Source organism: Limnomicrobium aquaticum, assembly GCF_040545545.1.
Lineage (GTDB): Bacteria > Pseudomonadota > Alphaproteobacteria > Rhizobiales > Rhizobiaceae > Ensifer_A > Ensifer_A aquaticum.
Genome location: NZ_JBEPMB010000004.1, coordinates 1 through 15238 on the forward strand (window position 1 = coordinate 1; position 15238 = coordinate 15238).

The 15238-nt window shown below is 61.0% G+C and carries 13 protein-coding genes; 6 read left to right on the forward strand and 7 right to left on the reverse strand.

Annotation, left to right across the window (positions count from 1 at the left end):
- Both ABID16_RS13560 and ABID16_RS13565 read left to right on the forward strand, forming a co-directional pair.
- Positions 1-248, forward strand: a 248-nt coding sequence (locus ABID16_RS13560; RefSeq protein WP_354556893.1) for a hypothetical protein, incomplete at its 5' end; no start/stop codon positions are given.
- A gap of 548 nt (positions 249-796) precedes the next feature.
- On the forward strand, positions 797-1810 hold the full coding sequence (locus tag ABID16_RS13565) for an aldo/keto reductase (RefSeq protein ID WP_354556894.1): 1014 nt from the start codon (positions 797-799) through the stop codon (positions 1808-1810).
- 60 nt (positions 1811-1870) lie between these two features.
- Here the strand turns inward: ABID16_RS13565 and ABID16_RS13570 are convergent, their stop codons facing one another.
- Positions 1871-2776 (reverse strand): LysR family transcriptional regulator, encoded by a 906-nt coding sequence (locus ABID16_RS13570; RefSeq protein WP_354556895.1) that lies wholly within the window; start codon positions 2774-2776, stop codon positions 1871-1873.
- A gap of 211 nt (positions 2777-2987) precedes the next feature.
- On the opposite strand from ABID16_RS13570, the gene ABID16_RS13575 reads away from it, so the two are divergent.
- Positions 2988-4085, forward strand: coding sequence for an alkene reductase (locus ABID16_RS13575; protein WP_354556896.1), 1098 nt, complete (start codon positions 2988-2990; stop codon positions 4083-4085).
- A gap of 264 nt (positions 4086-4349) precedes the next feature.
- Positions 4350-5552, forward strand: coding sequence for an MFS transporter (locus ABID16_RS13580; protein WP_354556897.1), 1203 nt, complete (start codon positions 4350-4352; stop codon positions 5550-5552).
- Positions 5553-5797: 245 nt separating this feature from the next.
- On the opposite strand, the gene ABID16_RS13585 is transcribed toward ABID16_RS13580, so the two are convergent.
- The 5 genes from ABID16_RS13585 to ABID16_RS13605 are packed head-to-tail and all read right to left on the reverse strand — an operon-like array spanning position 5798 to position 11666.
- The gene (locus tag ABID16_RS13585; protein ID WP_354556898.1) at positions 5798-7306 is read right to left on the reverse strand and encodes an ABC transporter substrate-binding protein; all 1509 of its coding nucleotides are present in this window, start codon (positions 7304-7306) and stop codon (positions 5798-5800) included.
- Positions 7307-7328: 22 nt separating this feature from the next.
- Positions 7329-9014 carry a dipeptide ABC transporter ATP-binding protein gene (locus ABID16_RS13590; protein WP_354557238.1) on the reverse strand — a complete coding sequence of 562 codons (1686 nt, stop codon included), beginning with the start codon at positions 9012-9014 and terminating at the stop codon, positions 7329-7331.
- Between the two features lie 2 nt (positions 9015-9016).
- Positions 9017-9826 carry an ABC transporter permease gene (locus tag ABID16_RS13595; RefSeq protein ID WP_354556899.1) on the reverse strand — a complete coding sequence of 270 codons (810 nt, stop codon included), beginning with the start codon at positions 9824-9826 and terminating at the stop codon, positions 9017-9019.
- Positions 9827-9834: 8 nt separating this feature from the next.
- Entirely contained in the window at positions 9835-10773 is a 939-nt protein-coding gene (locus ABID16_RS13600; protein ID WP_354557239.1) for an ABC transporter permease, read from the reverse strand.
- A 2-nt stretch (positions 10774-10775) separates the two neighbouring features.
- Positions 10776-11666, reverse strand: a complete 891-nt coding sequence (locus ABID16_RS13605; RefSeq protein WP_354556900.1) for a proline iminopeptidase-family hydrolase — start codon at positions 11664-11666, stop codon at positions 10776-10778.
- Between the two features lie 137 nt (positions 11667-11803).
- On the opposite strand from ABID16_RS13605, the gene ABID16_RS13610 reads away from it, so the two are divergent.
- Both ABID16_RS13610 and ABID16_RS13615 read left to right on the forward strand, forming a co-directional pair.
- Positions 11804-12571, forward strand: a complete 768-nt coding sequence (locus ABID16_RS13610; RefSeq protein ID WP_354556901.1) for a LuxR family transcriptional regulator — start codon at positions 11804-11806, stop codon at positions 12569-12571.
- Positions 12572-12665: 94 nt separating this feature from the next.
- Entirely contained in the window at positions 12666-13574 is a 909-nt protein-coding gene (locus ABID16_RS13615; RefSeq protein ID WP_354556902.1) for a proline iminopeptidase-family hydrolase, read from the forward strand.
- Positions 13575-13643: 69 nt separating this feature from the next.
- Here the strand turns inward: ABID16_RS13615 and ABID16_RS13620 are convergent, their stop codons facing one another.
- Positions 13644-15218 carry a putative peptidoglycan binding domain-containing protein gene (locus tag ABID16_RS13620; protein ID WP_354556903.1) on the reverse strand — a complete coding sequence of 525 codons (1575 nt, stop codon included), beginning with the start codon at positions 15216-15218 and terminating at the stop codon, positions 13644-13646.
- Positions 15219-15238 lie beyond the last annotated feature (20 nt).

Genomic DNA, 15238 nt, shown 5'->3' on the forward strand with positions numbered 1-15238 from the left:
CGCCGCTCCGTGTCCGGGTTCTTCCGGTAATTGCGTTTGTTCCAGACCAGCCTTCCGATATACGTCTCATTGTTGAGGATGCCCGTGCCACGCTCTGCATGTCCGCGGATGGCCGTGTCTATAATTCGGTTAGCTTAGATTTGTCGGTGCCGCAGCAAATGATTGTGGCGACACGGCTTGTCGGCAAACTCTTACCGTCGTTGGGCAGCATAGGGGCGAAGCGGAAATTATTTCCGTTTCGCGGATAATCCTGTTCGCGCCAGCTTGAAACGTCGATTCCTTGCCAACGGTCAGCGTGTAACCCCAATCTAACGCAGGGCACAAAATTGTCTGCTTGAATGTCTTACCTGACTGTCCTGCCTGCATTTAGGCTTTCCTGATAGCGAAGCCTTTTTCGAAGGCCTGAAATAAGCCCATTTTCCTAGCTGGGAATCCAGTCTTCGCAGGAAGAAGCTTGAAAAATGGCCCAAATTTGCAAGTCTCTGCACTATCAGGCCCAGGCTCAGCACCTGGCGACATTTTCCAAGCCAGAAATAATTTCCGCTTTGGGCCGTGAACGGACTGTCCGGAGGCTGACATCCCCGGACCACGTGAAACCTTTAATTTCTCACAGTGATTCCGACTATTCCAAAAGCCGAATGACTTCAAGAGCATTATTGCTGACAGTGAGATTTGTGAATTTCCTTCGAAGATGCTGCGAATACGCGCCGGCTACCGGTCTGGCGCTGCTTCCTCCATCTTCTTGGTCAACAGGAACGGACCTGTTTCAACCATCTCGACACGGAAGGATAGGACGATGGCTCTCAATGATATTCTGCCCGGCAAGCTCGGCTTTGGCGCAGCGCCGCTCGGCAACATGTTTCGTGACATTCCCGACGAGGAAGCGCTGGCTACAGTCGCGGCTGCATGGGAAGACGGCATCCGCTATTACGACAATGCACCGTTCTATGGCGCGGGTCTCGCCGAAATCCGTATGGGAAAGGCGCTCGCGGACAAGCCGCGTGACCAGTATGTGGTCAGCACGAAGGTCGGCCGCCTGATCCTCGACGAGGTTGAAGATATCGGCGCCCGTGATCTCGGCGAGAAGGGCGACGTGTTCAAGCATGGCCTCCCCAACAAGATCGTCAACGATTACACCGAGGACGCGACCTACCGCTCGATCGAAGACAGCCTGAAGCGCCTCAAGACTGACTATATCGATATCGCCTGGGTCCATGACATCGCGCAGGATTTTTACGGGGACGAGTGGCTCTGCAAGTTCGAAGAGGCGCGCAAGGGCGCATTCCGCGCTCTCGACCGCATGCGCGACGAAGGCGTGATCAAGGCCTGGGGGCTTGGCGTCAACAAGGTCGAGCCGATCGAACTGTTGCTGGCGCTGGATGAGCCTCGACCGGACGGTTTCCTGCTGGCCGGGCGGTATTCGCTCCTCGATCACGACCGCGCCCTGCAGCGCGTCATGCCGACTGTGGCCGAGCGTGGGCTTGGGATCGTCGCAGGCGGTCCTTACAGCTCGGGCGCACTCGTCGGCGGCCCGAACTTCGAATATGCGCCGGCGACGCGAGAAATCCTCGCCAAGGTTGCCGCCATCAAGGCAATTGCCGATCGCTACGGGATTTCGATGAAGGCTGCAGGGCTTCAGTTTGCGCTTGCCAACCCGGCGGTTGCAGCGGTCATTCCGGGCGCAAGCCGTCCCGCCCGGATCGCCGAGGACGGGTCCGCACTGCGGGAAAGCATCCCGGCGGATTTCTGGCGCGAGTTGCGGGATGGCGGTCTCGTCAATCCGGCAGCGCCGCTTCCGATCGAAGACTGACCGCCGATTGCAGGGCTGAAGCAGAACGGGGCACCATCATGTCCCGGTCGTCCTCGTCGTTCAACGCGGCTGCAGGAACTTCTGCATTCGAGGAACAGCAAAATCGAGGAAGGCGCGGACGCGGGCTGGGAGGAATTGCGAATTGCGATAAAGGGCGTGGACTTCATCCACGACGCCGATATCGCTGTCTGCCAGAAGCTCGACGAGTTCGCCACGCTCGATCGGCCCGCGCAGATGATAGTCGGCAAGGCGGATGATGCCGACGCCGGCAATCGCCATCCTGCGCAAGGTGTCACCATTGTTGACCAGCAACGATCCGCTCAGCATGCGCTCGACAATCCGTCCACCCTCCCGCATCGGCCAGACGGGCATGGCCCGGCGGAAATTGAAGCCGAGGCAATTGTGATGCACGAGCTCTTCCGGCGTTGTTGGCGTCCCGTGGCGTTCCAGATAAGCGGGTGAAGCGACGATGCAGCGTCTGGTCTCGCCGATTTTGCGTGCCATCAGGTTGGAATCGGGAAGCTTGCCGACGCGGATCGCGATATCCGTGCGGTCGAGATAGAGATCGACCACCTCGTCCGAGAGCGAAAGATCCACGATGACATTGGGATAGGCTTCGAAGAAGGCCGGCAGGATGGGCTCCACGGCCGTCGTGCCGAAGCTCACCGAGGACGTGATGCGGACGACGCCTTCGGCCTCGGCTCCCCCTTGTGCGATCTGCTGCTCGGTCTCGTCGAGCTGGGAGAGCAGCGCCTGGCTGCGCTCATAATAGAACTGTCCTTCTTCGGTCAGGGCCAGCCGCCGCGTCGAACGCTCGATCAGCCGGACTCCCAGCCGGGATTCCAGGCGGGCTATCAGTTTCGACACCGTCGATGGCGTCATCAGCATGAGCCGCGCAGCCTCGGAAAAGCTTCCCGCCTCCACCACCCGAACGAACACCATCATTTCGCCTGCGCGATTATCCATTGCCACACCTGTGAGCCAAGTTCATCGAAGTCAATAGTATTTAGCGAATCTTCGCCGCTTCGTCGCGCGATATGTGAACTCGACTATCAAATCCAGTGAAGAGGAAGGGTCTAATCCGCAGCGCGGCATTGTGCGATCTAACTCTCGAGGGCAAGCCAAGCCGGAGAAAGGCGATGCTGGCCCGAAATCGCAAAAGGAAAGGAACGCTGCAATGTCCGACATTCATGGAATGGATTTGTTCAAGCCCGCCTTCATCGGCGATATCGAGGTTTCCAACCGCGTCGCAATGGCACCGCTCACCCGCTCGCGGGCGGGAATGGATGGCGTGCACACGCCGCTTGCGATCGATTACTACCGGCAACGTGCGTCGGCGGGTCTCATCATCACCGAAGCAACCAATATTTCGCGCCAGGGACGAGGCTATGCCTACACGCCCGGTATCTACACGGATGCTCAGGCAGAGGCGTGGCGTGGCGTGACCGACGCCGTTCACGCGGAAGGCGGGAAGATCGTCGTTCAGCTCTGGCACGTCGGTCGCGTGTCCCACAGCAGCCTGCAGGAGAATGGTGCGTCGCCGGTTGCGCCCTCTGCGATCCCCGCCGGTGGGACGGTTTACACCCTTGCCGGGAACGAAGCGCCCTCGATGCCCCGTGCATTGGAAACCGCCGAACTCCCCGGCCTGCTCGAGGATTATCGCCGCGCTGCCCGACTGGCAAAAGCGGCCGGCTTCGATGGCGTGGAGGTTCATGCAGCCAACGGCTATCTGCTCGACCAGTTCCTGCGTGACAGCACCAATCACCGGACGGACTTCTATGGCGGGTCCGTGGAAAATCGGGCGCGCTTTCCCATCGAAGTCGTCACGGCTGTTGCCGAGATCTGGGGCGCAGGCCGCGTCGGCGTGCGCATCTCCCCGCTCTCAACCGCCATTGGCAACACGCCGCTCGATAGCGATCCGCAGGCGACTTACGGCTATTTTGCCCGGCAACTCGGCCAGCTGAGGCTTGCCTATCTCCACGCTGTCGAGGGGCAACTTCGTGATGCCAATGGGGCCTCGGCACTTGACTTCAAGGCATTGCACGAAGGCTTCGGCGGTAGCTACATCGCCAATAACGGTTACAACCGGGACATGGCGCACGCTGCTGTTGCATCGGGCTACGCGGATATGGTTTCGTTTGGACGTGCCTTTATCGGGAATCCCGATCTTGTGGAACGGCTTCGCAAGGATGCACCGCTCCATGATGCCCCCCAGAGCGCCTATTATGGCGGCGGCGCGCAGGGATACACGGATTTCCCGGCAATTGGCGTCTGAGCCGTCAGCCATTCAACGCCTTCATCAGAAGCCGCGCAATCGTCCGATTGCGCGGCTTCTGCGCGTATCCTTCAGAGGCGCGTGCCCGGTTCACTCCGCCGTGAGCCTCGCCAGACTGTTCCTGTGAAACGCTTTCTCAAATGCTGGGAACAAGCTCAGTCTACTGATCACGCGTCCAATGTGAGATCTAATTCTCAGAGCAGCAGCCGGACACGAGTTCCGCAAGAGACTGTTCCCCATACGGTTTTGGAAAGGATCATCATCATGGAAATCGTTTCGCAAGCGAACATCGACGTGCAGGTTCCGACCGATCACGCGCGCTCCCGCAATCTGACCCTGCTGGCCTTGGCGCTCGGCAGCTTTTCGATCGGAACTTCTGAGTTTGCCAGCATGGGCATCATTCAGCTCTTCTCGAAGAGCCTCGGCGTCAGCATTCCCGACGCGACCAGCGCGATCGCAGCTTACGCATTTGGTGTCGTCATTGGGGCACCGCTTGTGACGCTGGCGGCAGCCCGCCTCAATCGCCGCACGCTGCTTCTGGCTCTGATGGGCCTGTTCATCGCCGGCAACGTGCTCTCGGCCATGGCCACGAACCTTGGTTTCTTCATGGTCGCCCGTTTTATCAGCGGCATGCCACAGGGCGCTTATTTCGGGGCTGGTGCTGTCGTCGCCTCCTATATCGTCGGACCGGGACAGGCCGGCAAGGCTTTCGCCATTGTCATGACCGGGCTTACTGTCGCGACCATCTTCGGGTCGCCTCTGGCAACATTCCTCGGGCAGACGATCGGCTGGCGCGAAACCTATCTCGCGGTCGCAGCCTTCTCGCTTCTTGCCTTCGGCGCAATCTTCCAATGGGTGCCGCGCACCAAGGCGCTTGACGGTGTTCCGGTCATTCAGGAAGTCTCCTCGATTCGCAAGCCGCAGGTCTGGGGCGTGATGATTGTGGCAGCACTCGGCATCGCCAGCATCTTCGCCGTCTACACCTTCATCGCACCGCTGGTCACCGATGTCGTCAAGCTGTCGCCTGAAGTGATCCCGGTTGCTCTGGCACTGTTCGGCATCGGCATGACGGCGGGCAACATCTACGGTGGCAAGCTCGCCGATCGCTATCCCGCCCGCGGCATCGTCCTTGGCTTTGGTAGCACTCTCGTTATCCTTGCTGCACTGGCGCTCGGTGGCACATATCCTGCAGTCTTCTTCCCTGCCATGTTCGGCGTCGGTGCGGCCATGATGGCGGCGATCCCGACCATCCAGGTACGGCTGACGAACTTCGCACCGGAAGCCCCGAGCCTGATGGGTGCGATGAATCTGGCTTCGCTCAATGTCGCAAATGCCATCGGCGCTTGGGCAGGCAGTGTCGCGGTCGGAGCCGGCTACGGACTCCTGTCCGCCGCCTGGGCAGGGTTTGCCGTCACGTTGCTGGGCCTTGTTGTCTTCGGTCTCACCCTGTTGCACCACCGCGGCTAGGATGGCTCGAAAGCATGCTGAATTGACAAGTCTCTGCGCCATAAGGCCCCCGCAACCGAACATCAAAACCATACCAAAAAGCCCGCTCGGTCAAACCAGCGGGCTTTCGCGCGTGGATCAATAGGTCGGGGAACTCTTTGCGTTTTAAAACCGTCTTTAAGATATCGGATTTTGCTGAAGTAGCTCGTGTAGCTGGTGTCGCCCGCGGAAATGCAAATGCTCCGCGGGCGATCTTTTGCTGTGGCTCAGTTCTTCACGGTGTCTTCCAGGAAGAAGCGGCCGAGCGGGTTCTGGTAGAAGTTCGTGACGTTCTTGCGCATCACGTTGATATAGGGGCTGTAGTAGAGGTCGATCCAGTTGACGTCGGCCTTCGCCATCTTCTGGAGATCGACATACATGGCCTCGCGCTTGGCCGGGTCCGTTTCGAGACGCGCGGCGGCGACCAGATCCTTCACCTTGTCGTTCTTGTAGCGCGTCATGTAGTTCATGTTCGTGTCGTGGCCGAGCACGAAGGTCGTCTTCTGGTCGGGGTCGAGAATGTCGTTCGTCCAGTACATGACCGAGATATCGTAGTTACCGGCGATCAGCATGTCCCAGCTCTGACTGGGATCGACCTTCTGGAGATTGGCGGTCACACCGGCCCTGGCAAGCTGTTGCTGGAGAAGAACGGCGATCTGCTCGTCTGTCTCCTTGCCTGCATTGACGACATAGTTGAGCGTCAGGCCTTCCGCGCCAGCAGCTTTCAGCATCTGCTTGGCCTTTTCCGGATCGTAAGGACGCTGGAGATTGTCGTCATAATGGTAGAGAGCGCCCTTCGGGATATAGGAATTGGCGACTTCGCCGAGGCCGAAGGTGGCCGCTTCCACGATCGCCTTCTTGTCGATGGCAAGATCGAGCGCCTCGCGCACTTCCTTCTTGGCGAGCGCGCCGTGCTCGTGGTTGATCAGCAGATGATCCTCGCGCGTCGACGGGTCCATGCGCACCGTGAGATCCGGATTCTTCTTCATCTCGGCCACGCGCGAGAAGGGAACGGTGATCGCGACGTCAATCTGGCCGGTCTGGACGTTCAGCATGCGAGTATTGTCGTCTGGGATGACGATCCATTCCACGCCGTCAAGGCTGACATGGCCGGCGTCCCAATAGTTCGGGTTCTTCTTCAGAATGATACGGTCGCCGCGCTTCCAGTCGACAACGGAGAACGCGCCGGACCCGATCGGCTTTTCGGCAAAGGCGTCGGGATTGGCCTCGACGACCTTCTTCGGCAGGACCGAGGCATTCGGCAGCGCCATCATCGAAATGAAGGGAACCGACTTGCTCTTCAGCTTGACGATGAGCGTCTTGTCGTCGGCAGCCGTAGCCGTATCGATGATCTTGAAGCTGTCGGCCCAGAGCGAGCCCTTGTCGTCGCGGATGCGGGTCAGCGAGAAGGCGGCGTCGCCGGCCGTGACCGGGCTGCCATCGGAGAACTTGGCGTCACGCAGCTTGAATGTATAGGTCAGGCCGTCGTCGGAGACGGTCCAGCTTTCGGCCAGGCCGGGCACGAGCTTGGTGCCTGTGGCATCGACGCGGACGAGCACGTCGAAGACGTTGGAGAAGACCCAGTTGTCGACATTCTGCGCCGACTTGATCGGGTCGAAGGTCGTGGAATCCTCGTTGCGGCCGATGGTGAGCACGCCTGCGGCTTCCGCATAGGAGGCCGAAAGGGACAGGATGGCCGCGAAGGCGGCGATTTTGGCTTTCTTCATCTTCAACATGATGGTTTCGATCCTCTGGTGGTTATTTATGGTTGGAGCGTTGCGACAGCGGCCTGTCCGGGTCGATGTCGGGAATGGCTTCGATGAGGCCGGCGGTATAGGCCTCGCGCGGGTTGGCGAAGACGTCTTCCGAGCGGCCTTCCTCCACGATGCGTCCGTGATGCATGACGATGACGCGCTGGCAGAGCGAGCGCACGACCGGCAGGTCATGGGCGATGAAGACCAGCGTCAGGTCCATGGTCGCAACCAGCTTGCGGAAGAGGGCGACGATCTGCGCCTGGATCGTGACATCGAGTGCTGCGATGCATTCGTCGGCGACGATGACGCGCGGGTCGATGGCAAGCGCCCGCGCAATGCCGGCGCGCTGGCACTGGCCGCCACTCATCGTGCGCGGCTTGCGCGTGGCGAAACTGCGCTCAAGCTCGACGAGATCGAGAAGCTCGCTCACGCGTTCCGGGATCCGGGCGGCGGGGATCTTCTTCTGGACCGAGAGGACTTCGGACAGCGTCTCACCGATCGTCATGCGCGGGTTCAGTGAATTGTAGGGGTCCTGGAAGACCATCGCCGCCTCGGATCTCAGCGCCAGCAGCGCCTCTGTCCGATGGAGGCGGAGGCTTGCGCCATGGAAGCTGACATGGCCGGCCGAGGCCGGCGTCAGGCCGAGCATGGCCCGCGCCAGCGTCGACTTGCCCGAGCCGCTTTCGCCAACGATACCGACTGTTTCGCCCGGCCAGATCTGCAGCGACACGCCGTCGACGGCGCTGAAATGCTTGCGCTTCGAAAACAGTCCGCCCCCGGTTGGAAACCGCACGGCAAGATCGTCGATCTCGATCAGCGGACGAACGTCCGCCGGCCTTTCGACAGGCGCGGCCGTTGCCAACTCCTGTTCCACGGGCATGGAGGGGTGGCTGGAAATCAGCGTCTTCGTATAGTCTGCCTGCGGTGCTTTCAGGATCTGTCGTTTCTCGCCGGTTTCGACGATGCGGCCATGGCGCATGACGGCGATACGGTCGCAGGTCTGGGCGACGACGCCGAGATCATGCGTCACGAGAATGATCGAGAGGCTGCGCTTGACGCGCAGGTCGAGCAGGAGATGCAGGATCTGCGCCTGGATCGTCACGTCGAGCGCCGTTGTCGGCTCGTCGGCGATCAGGATTTCCGGGTTGCAGGCAAGCGCAATGGCGATCATCGCCCGTTGCCGCATGCCGCCCGAAAACTCATGTGCGTAGCTTGAAAACTGGCGCGGCGGATCGGTGAAGCCGACCTGGCCCATGATGTCGAGCGCCAGCGATTTCGCCGCGTCGCGCGAAAGCTGCTGATGATAGACAATGCCCTCGACGATCTGATCGCCGATGCGCATGACCGAGTCGAGATGGCTCGTCGGGTTCTGGAAGATCATGCCGATGCGCGCGCCGCGAATGGCTTGCAGCGCCGTCTCGTCCGCGCCGGCAATCTCCTGACCGTCGAGCAGGATCGAGCCGCCGGTCAGGCGAATGGCGCGCGACGGCATCAGTCCGACCAGCGTGCGGCAGAGCAGGCTCTTGCCCGAGCCGCTTTCGCCGACGAGACCGAGCACTTCGCCACGGGCGACATCGATGGACACGCGGTCGAGAAGGACGCGCGCGCCTTCCGGCGCATCGACGGTGACGATGAGATCGCGGACGGCAAGAAGCGGTGGCTGAGTGAATTCCGGGGCGGAGGTTTGCATCATCATCCGTTCACTCCCAGCCGCTCGGCAAGCCCGTCACCGATGAGGGAAAAGCCGAAGGCGAGCACGACGATGGAAAGGCCCGGAAACAGCGTGATCCACCAAGCCTGTGTGACGAAGCTCTGGCCTTCCGCGACCATGACGCCCCATTCGGCAGTCGGCGGCTGAACGCCGAGGCCGAGATAGCTGATCGCCGCGCCCGAGAGCAGAACGAGAACCACGTCGGACATGGAGAAGACGATGGAGCCGGCGACCGCATTGGGCAGGAGATGCCGGAAGAGAATGCGCAGGCGCGAGAAGCCGAGGCTCTGGGCGGCCAGCGCATAATCGCTGTTCTTGAGCACGAGGATCTGCGCCCGGATCAGGCGGGCATAGGACACCCAGCCGACCAGTGCCATGGCGATATAGAAACTGCTCAAGCCCGGTCCGAGGATGGCGATGATGGACAGCATCAGTACCAGGAAGGGAAAGGCGAGGATCACGTCGATCAGCCGCATCAGAACGGCATCGACGAAGCCGCCGAGGTAGCCGGAAACGGCCCCGATGACCGTGCCGATGGCAAAGGGGAAGGCCACCCCGATCAACGCCATCTGCAGATCGATGCGCGCCGAATGGATGACGCGGGAAAGGATGTCGCGGCCGAAATTGTCGGTGCCGAAGGGGTGGGCAAGGCTCGGGCCCTTCAGCCGCGCCGCCGCATCCTGAAAGATCGGATCGTAGGGCGCGACGAGCGGTGCCAGCAGCGCCATCAGCACGAAGAGGACGAAAATGACGAGCCCGGCATAAAGTGTTGCGTTTCGTGTTCTGACCATGCCGCCGCTCATAGCTTCACCCGCGGGTCTGCAGCGACGGTGGCGATGTCGGCCAGGAAGTTGACGAAGACGGTGGCGCAGGCAAAGACCATCGCCACGCCCTGAACCACCATATAGTCGCGCGAGAAGATGGCCCGCACCAGCAATTGGCCCATGCCCGGGAGAGCGAAGACGCTTTCGACCACGACGGTGCCGCCGATCAGCCAGCCGATATTGACGGCCAGAAGATTGATCGTGGGAACCACGGCATTCGGCACGACATGGCGCCAGAAGACGACGCTTTCGGGCATGCCGCGGGCCCGCGCGGCGGTCGCCACATCCGATTTAAGCCAGTCGATCATGGCCGCGCGCAGCGAGCGCATGAGCACGGTGGAGAGTGACAGCGCGATGGTGAGCGACGGCAGCACGAGATGCACGAGCTTGTCAGACAGCGTGTTGCCGTAGCCCGAGACGGGCAAGAGCGGGATGCTGACCGAGAAGAGCAGGATCAGCATCAGCGCGAGCCAGAAAGAGGGAAAGCCGATGCCGAATGTGGAGACAACGCGGACGGCATGATCCACAACCCGGCCTTCGTGGCGTGCGGCGATGGCTGCAAGCGGTACGGCGATCAGCACGGACAGAAGCACCGAGGAAAACACCAGCGCCAGGGTCGGCTCGATGCGGGTGGCGATCAGCTGCAGCACGTCGATCTTGAAGGTGATCGAGCGGCCCATTTCGCCATGCAAGAGGTTTTTGACGAAGTAGAAATATTGCTGCCAGATCGGCAGATCGAGCCCGAATTGCGAACGGATATTGGCGATCGCTTCAGGGGTTGCCTTGGTGCCGAGCAGAACGCGCGCCGGGTCGCCGGGGATCAGCCGGACCAGAACGAAAGTGATGATGGAAACGCCGAGGATCACCGGCAGAAACTGCAAGGGTCTGGTCAGTATGAAGCGATAGCGATGCAGCATCAGCCCGACACACTCTCGAGGAAGGAGAGCAACGGCGGGTAATAGCCCTGCGGATTTTCATAGAAGGGCATGTGGCTGGCGTTGCGCACGACATTGATCCGCGCGCCGTCTGGCAGGGCGTTCTTCATCCGCAGCGCACAGGCCGGTGTCAGTTCGTCATGCTCGCCCACCACGATCAGGACGGGGGCGGTGATCTTCGGCAGGTCGGGGATGCGGTTCCAGTCCTTCAGGTTGCCGATATAGAGGAATTCGTTCGGTCCCTGCATGGTCATGTAGGGGCCCATGTTCCAGTCTTCGAGCGAGCGATTGACCGGAGCCGGCCATTCCGGCAGGCGGCATACGTGGCGGTAGTTCAACAGCGTGACCGCTGCGAGATATTCCGGGTGATTGTAGGTCCCGGCCGCCTCATGCGCCTGCATCATTGCAACGGTTTCAGGCCCGAGCGCAGCGCGCAGCCGCTCCAGTTCGCTGACAAGATGCGGCATGTCGGCGACAGTGTCTGCGAGGATGAGGCTCTTGATCACGTCAGGATGCGTTAGCGCATAATCGATGGCGAGCCAGCCGCCCCATGAATGACCGAGCAGGTGAACGGGACCGAGTCCGAGCGTCTGGCGCACCGCCTCCGTCTCTTCGACATATCGCTGGATAGTCCACAGGCTTGTGTCCTCGGGGCGGTCGGATGCGCCCGTTCCGAGCTGATCGAAGGCGACGACCCGGTAACCGTTGTCCGCCAGACAGGAATGCGCCTCGCGCAGATAATCGCAGGGCAGTCCTGGTCCGCCGTTCAGGCAGAGCAGGGTCTCCGGACCCTTGCCGAAGACATAGGCCACGACGCGATGGCCCTGGATTGTCAGCTCGTGCCTCTCGTCCGGTTCGATTTCGCGCCACATGATTTCGCCTTCGCATTTGCACAACATTTATGCAGGATTATTTCTAGAGCAATTGAGGCTCCACACTAGCTATCAGAAGTGATAGGGTGAACCCGTTCGAGGGGCAGGTTTGGAAATTTGGCGCGGCAGAGGTTGGCATGGACGTCACAGGCATCGAAGAGCGGTTTGCAGCGGCAACCAGCCTCGACCTTCAGATCGATGAACTTTTCCTGGCCATGCAGGACTATGGCTTCGATACGCTGATCTACGACTACACGCCGGGCCGCTACGATCTCAGCGGCGAGCTGATGATCCCCACCGTGCTGGAACTGCGCAATGTCGACGAGACCATGCGCGACTACTGGTGCGGCCGCGGCTATTTCCGGCACGATCCCGTGCAGCATGTGGCGCTCGGGACGACCGCACCCTTCTTCTGGAATTACGATCCCAAGGCGCAGACGCTCATCCATGCCTTCATGAACGAGGAAACAGCGCCGGTTGCCGAATTTCTCTGGGAGCGCGGGCTGACAGCGGGTGTGACCGTGCCGATCCATCTTCCGGGTGGCGATTATGCCACCGTGACCGGCATTCGTGCTGGCGATCCGGGCCGGCTTGAACGCGACGTGCGGCTGTGCATGGGCGATTTCAGCCTCATCTCGCATCTCTTTCAGCGCACCGCAGCGCTGCGCATCGCTCGCGAACAGGCACTCTCCGGCCTGCCGCGCCTGACGATGCGCGAACGCGAATGCCTGCGCTATTCGGCCGAGGGCTATTCGGCCAAGGAAATTTCCCGCCTGATCGACCGCTCCGTGCCCACCGTCGTGATGCATCTCAACGCCGCGACCCGCAAGCTCGGTGCACGAAACCGCACGCAGGCCGTGGCCCGCGCCGCGCATCTGCGCATGTTCGACCAGCCGCGCGGCTAGGCCCATCTTACCCTATCAGTTGTGATAGCTGCCACGCCTGCGGTCCTGCGCCTATTGTCATGCTCCATGATCGTTACATGCAAGGAGCGCCGAATTGTCCGTTGAAACCCGTGAAGGCTATCTGCCATTCCGCGATTATCAGACCTGGTATCGTGTCACCGGCGACCTGAAGAGCGGCAGGCTGCCGCTGGTCGTGGCCCATGGCGGTCCCGGCTGCACGCATGATTATGTCGACAGCTTCAAGGGGATTGCCGCGCTCGATGGACGCGCCGTTATCCACTACGACCAGCTCGGCAATGGCAAATCAACGCATTTGCCGGACAGGGGTCCGGAGTTCTGGACGGTGTCGCTGTTTCTGGAAGAGCTGGATGCGCTTCTGAGCCATCTCGGCATCGCGGATCGCTATGCCTTCCTCGGCCAGTCCTGGGGTGGCATGCTGGGTGCGGAACATGCGGTGCGCCAGCCGGCGGGCCTGAAGGCGCTGGTGATCGCCAATTCACCCGCCAACATGCATACCTGGGTGGCGGAAGCAAACCGCCTGCGCCGCGATCTTCCGGCCGACGTGCAGGAAACGCTGCTTGCGCACGAGGAAGCCGGCACGCTGATGCATCCCGACTATGTCGCGGCCTCCCGTGTGTTCTACGACCGGCATGTCTGCCGTGTGACGCCCTGGCCGGAAGATGTTGCGCGCACCTTCGCCGCCATGGACGAGGACAACACCGTCTACCGCAACATGAATGGCCCGACCGAATTCCACGTCATCGGCACGATGAAGGACTGGACCATCGAGGACCGGCTCGATCGCATCAAGGCGCCGACGCTCCTGATTTCCGGCGCCCATGACGAAGCGACGCCGGAAGTCGTGCGCCCCTATCGCGAACGCGTTCCGGATATCCGCTGGGTGCTCTTCGAACACTCCAGCCATATGCCGCATGTCGAGGAAAAGGAACTCTGCCTGAAGACGGTCTCCGACTTTCTGTCGGGTCACGACGCGGGCGGCTGAGCTTGTAAGCCCGCCTCATGCACCTTGCCCGCCAGGCGCGCGCCCTGACGAGCGGGGAGCTCCGCTCTGTCAGAGATATGGCGAATAGGCCTCGATGGCGGCTTGCGAGAACGGGGCGTTGGCGCAGGTGCTGCCGAGCTTCTTGGCTTCGCAAAACTTGCGGAGCGCTCGCAGCGTGTTGTTGCCGGCAACTCCATCGGAAGAGCCCGCGTAATAGCCGCCGCCACGCAATGCGGTCTGGAGCTTGGCCACGAATTGCTTCTTGTTCACGCTATAGAGCATGACATAGGCGCCTTTGAATTTCAGCTTGGCTGCGTCTTCGATGTAGCGGGCGGCCTTGGCCGGATCGGCCTTGACGCCTTCGCCCTTTGCATAGGCGTTGGCCGCAAGCGTCATGGCTTCGGGGTTGCCGAGAGCTGCGCCCTTTTCGAAATAGGACGTGCCTTTGGCCAGGCTCTTCTTGACGCCCTTGCCGTAAGTGTAAGCGTAGCCCAACATGACGTAGGAGCCGGAATTGCCCAGTCTGGACCCGGTTTCGAAATAGGAGAGCGCCTTGGCGTCGTTTTGCGCCACGCCCGCCCCATTCGCGTAGGCATAGCCCAGCATGGTGGCGACATCGCCCGATGTCTTGTCCAGATCGAGAGCCCGCTTGAAGTAGGCGACCGCTTTTTCCGGGCTCTTTTCGACACCGTCGCCACTGTTGTAGGCATAGCCCAGCATGGCGAGCGCGCCGGCATTCCCCAGCTCGCCGGCCTTGTCAAAGAAGAACAGTGCCTTCTGCCTGTCCTGCGCCACGCCAACGCCGGCATTGTAGGCATAGCCCAGCATGGCCGCGACATTGGCGTCCTTGTCGTTCTGCGCCATGGCGCGCTGGAAGTAGCTGAAGGCGCGTGCCGCGTCCTTGCTGACGCCGTCGCCGTTGTTATAGGCGTAACCGAGCATGGCCAGAGCGCCGGGGTTATCAAGTTCGGCGGCCTTGTCGAAATAGGAGAGCGCCTTCTGCCGGTCCTTGTTGACGCCCTTGCCCCCATCGTAGGCATAGCCCAGCATGGCGATCACGTTGCTGTCTTTCGGATTGAGCGCCAGCGCCTTTTCGAAGTAGCTTATTGCCTTGGTCGTATCCTTGGTGACGCCCGAACCCTCGGAATAGGCGTAACCGAGCATGGCCTGCATGTCGGCGTTCTTTTCATCGAGCGCTGCGGCCTTCTGGAAATAGGAAACGGCCTTGGCCTGGTCCTTCGCGACGCCCGTGCCGTTGTTGTAGGCGTAGCCAAGCTGTGCAGCGGAATTTGCATCCTTGTCGTTGGCTGCGAAGGCCTTGCTGAAATAGTCGAACGCCTTCTTGTCGTCCTTCGTCACTCCGTCGCCGTTCTGGTAGGCGTCTGCAAGAAGTTTCATGGCGTCGGCATTTCCGCGATCAGCGGCAATCGTGAAAAAGTGCAGGGCCTTGGTTCGGTCGCGGGTCACCCCCGCTCCGTCGTTATAGGCCCGCGCCGCATTAAGCGCCGCGGCGGCATCGCCGGCTTCCGCCGATTTCTCGATGTCGGCAAGCGGAGGAACGGCGGCGGTCTGAGCATGAACGGAAGCTGTCGTCACAAGAAGCGCCGAGATCAGGCATGCGCGCAGGACGGTCGAAGTTTTCATGAAATATCTCCTTGAAAGGA

Coding starts and splice junctions, on each gene's coding strand:
- ABID16_RS13590 (WP_354557238.1), bottom strand. CDS start 9,014: ATGCAAACCTCCGCCCCGGAATTCACTCAGCCACCGCTTCTTGCCGTC.
- ABID16_RS13575 (WP_354556896.1), top strand. CDS start 2,988: ATGTCCGACATTCATGGAATGGATTTGTTCAAGCCCGCCTTCATCGGC.
- ABID16_RS13585 (WP_354556898.1), bottom strand. CDS start 7,306: ATGTTGAAGATGAAGAAAGCCAAAATCGCCGCCTTCGCGGCCATCCTG.
- ABID16_RS13610 (WP_354556901.1), top strand. CDS start 11,804: ATGGACGTCACAGGCATCGAAGAGCGGTTTGCAGCGGCAACCAGCCTC.
- ABID16_RS13565 (WP_354556894.1), top strand. CDS start 797: ATGGCTCTCAATGATATTCTGCCCGGCAAGCTCGGCTTTGGCGCAGCG.
- ABID16_RS13580 (WP_354556897.1), top strand. CDS start 4,350: ATGGAAATCGTTTCGCAAGCGAACATCGACGTGCAGGTTCCGACCGAT.
- ABID16_RS13595 (WP_354556899.1), bottom strand. CDS start 9,826: ATGGTCAGAACACGAAACGCAACACTTTATGCCGGGCTCGTCATTTTC.
- ABID16_RS13620 (WP_354556903.1), bottom strand. CDS start 15,218: ATGAAAACTTCGACCGTCCTGCGCGCATGCCTGATCTCGGCGCTTCTT.
- ABID16_RS13605 (WP_354556900.1), bottom strand. CDS start 11,666: ATGTGGCGCGAAATCGAACCGGACGAGAGGCACGAGCTGACAATCCAG.
- ABID16_RS13570 (WP_354556895.1), bottom strand. CDS start 2,776: ATGGATAATCGCGCAGGCGAAATGATGGTGTTCGTTCGGGTGGTGGAG.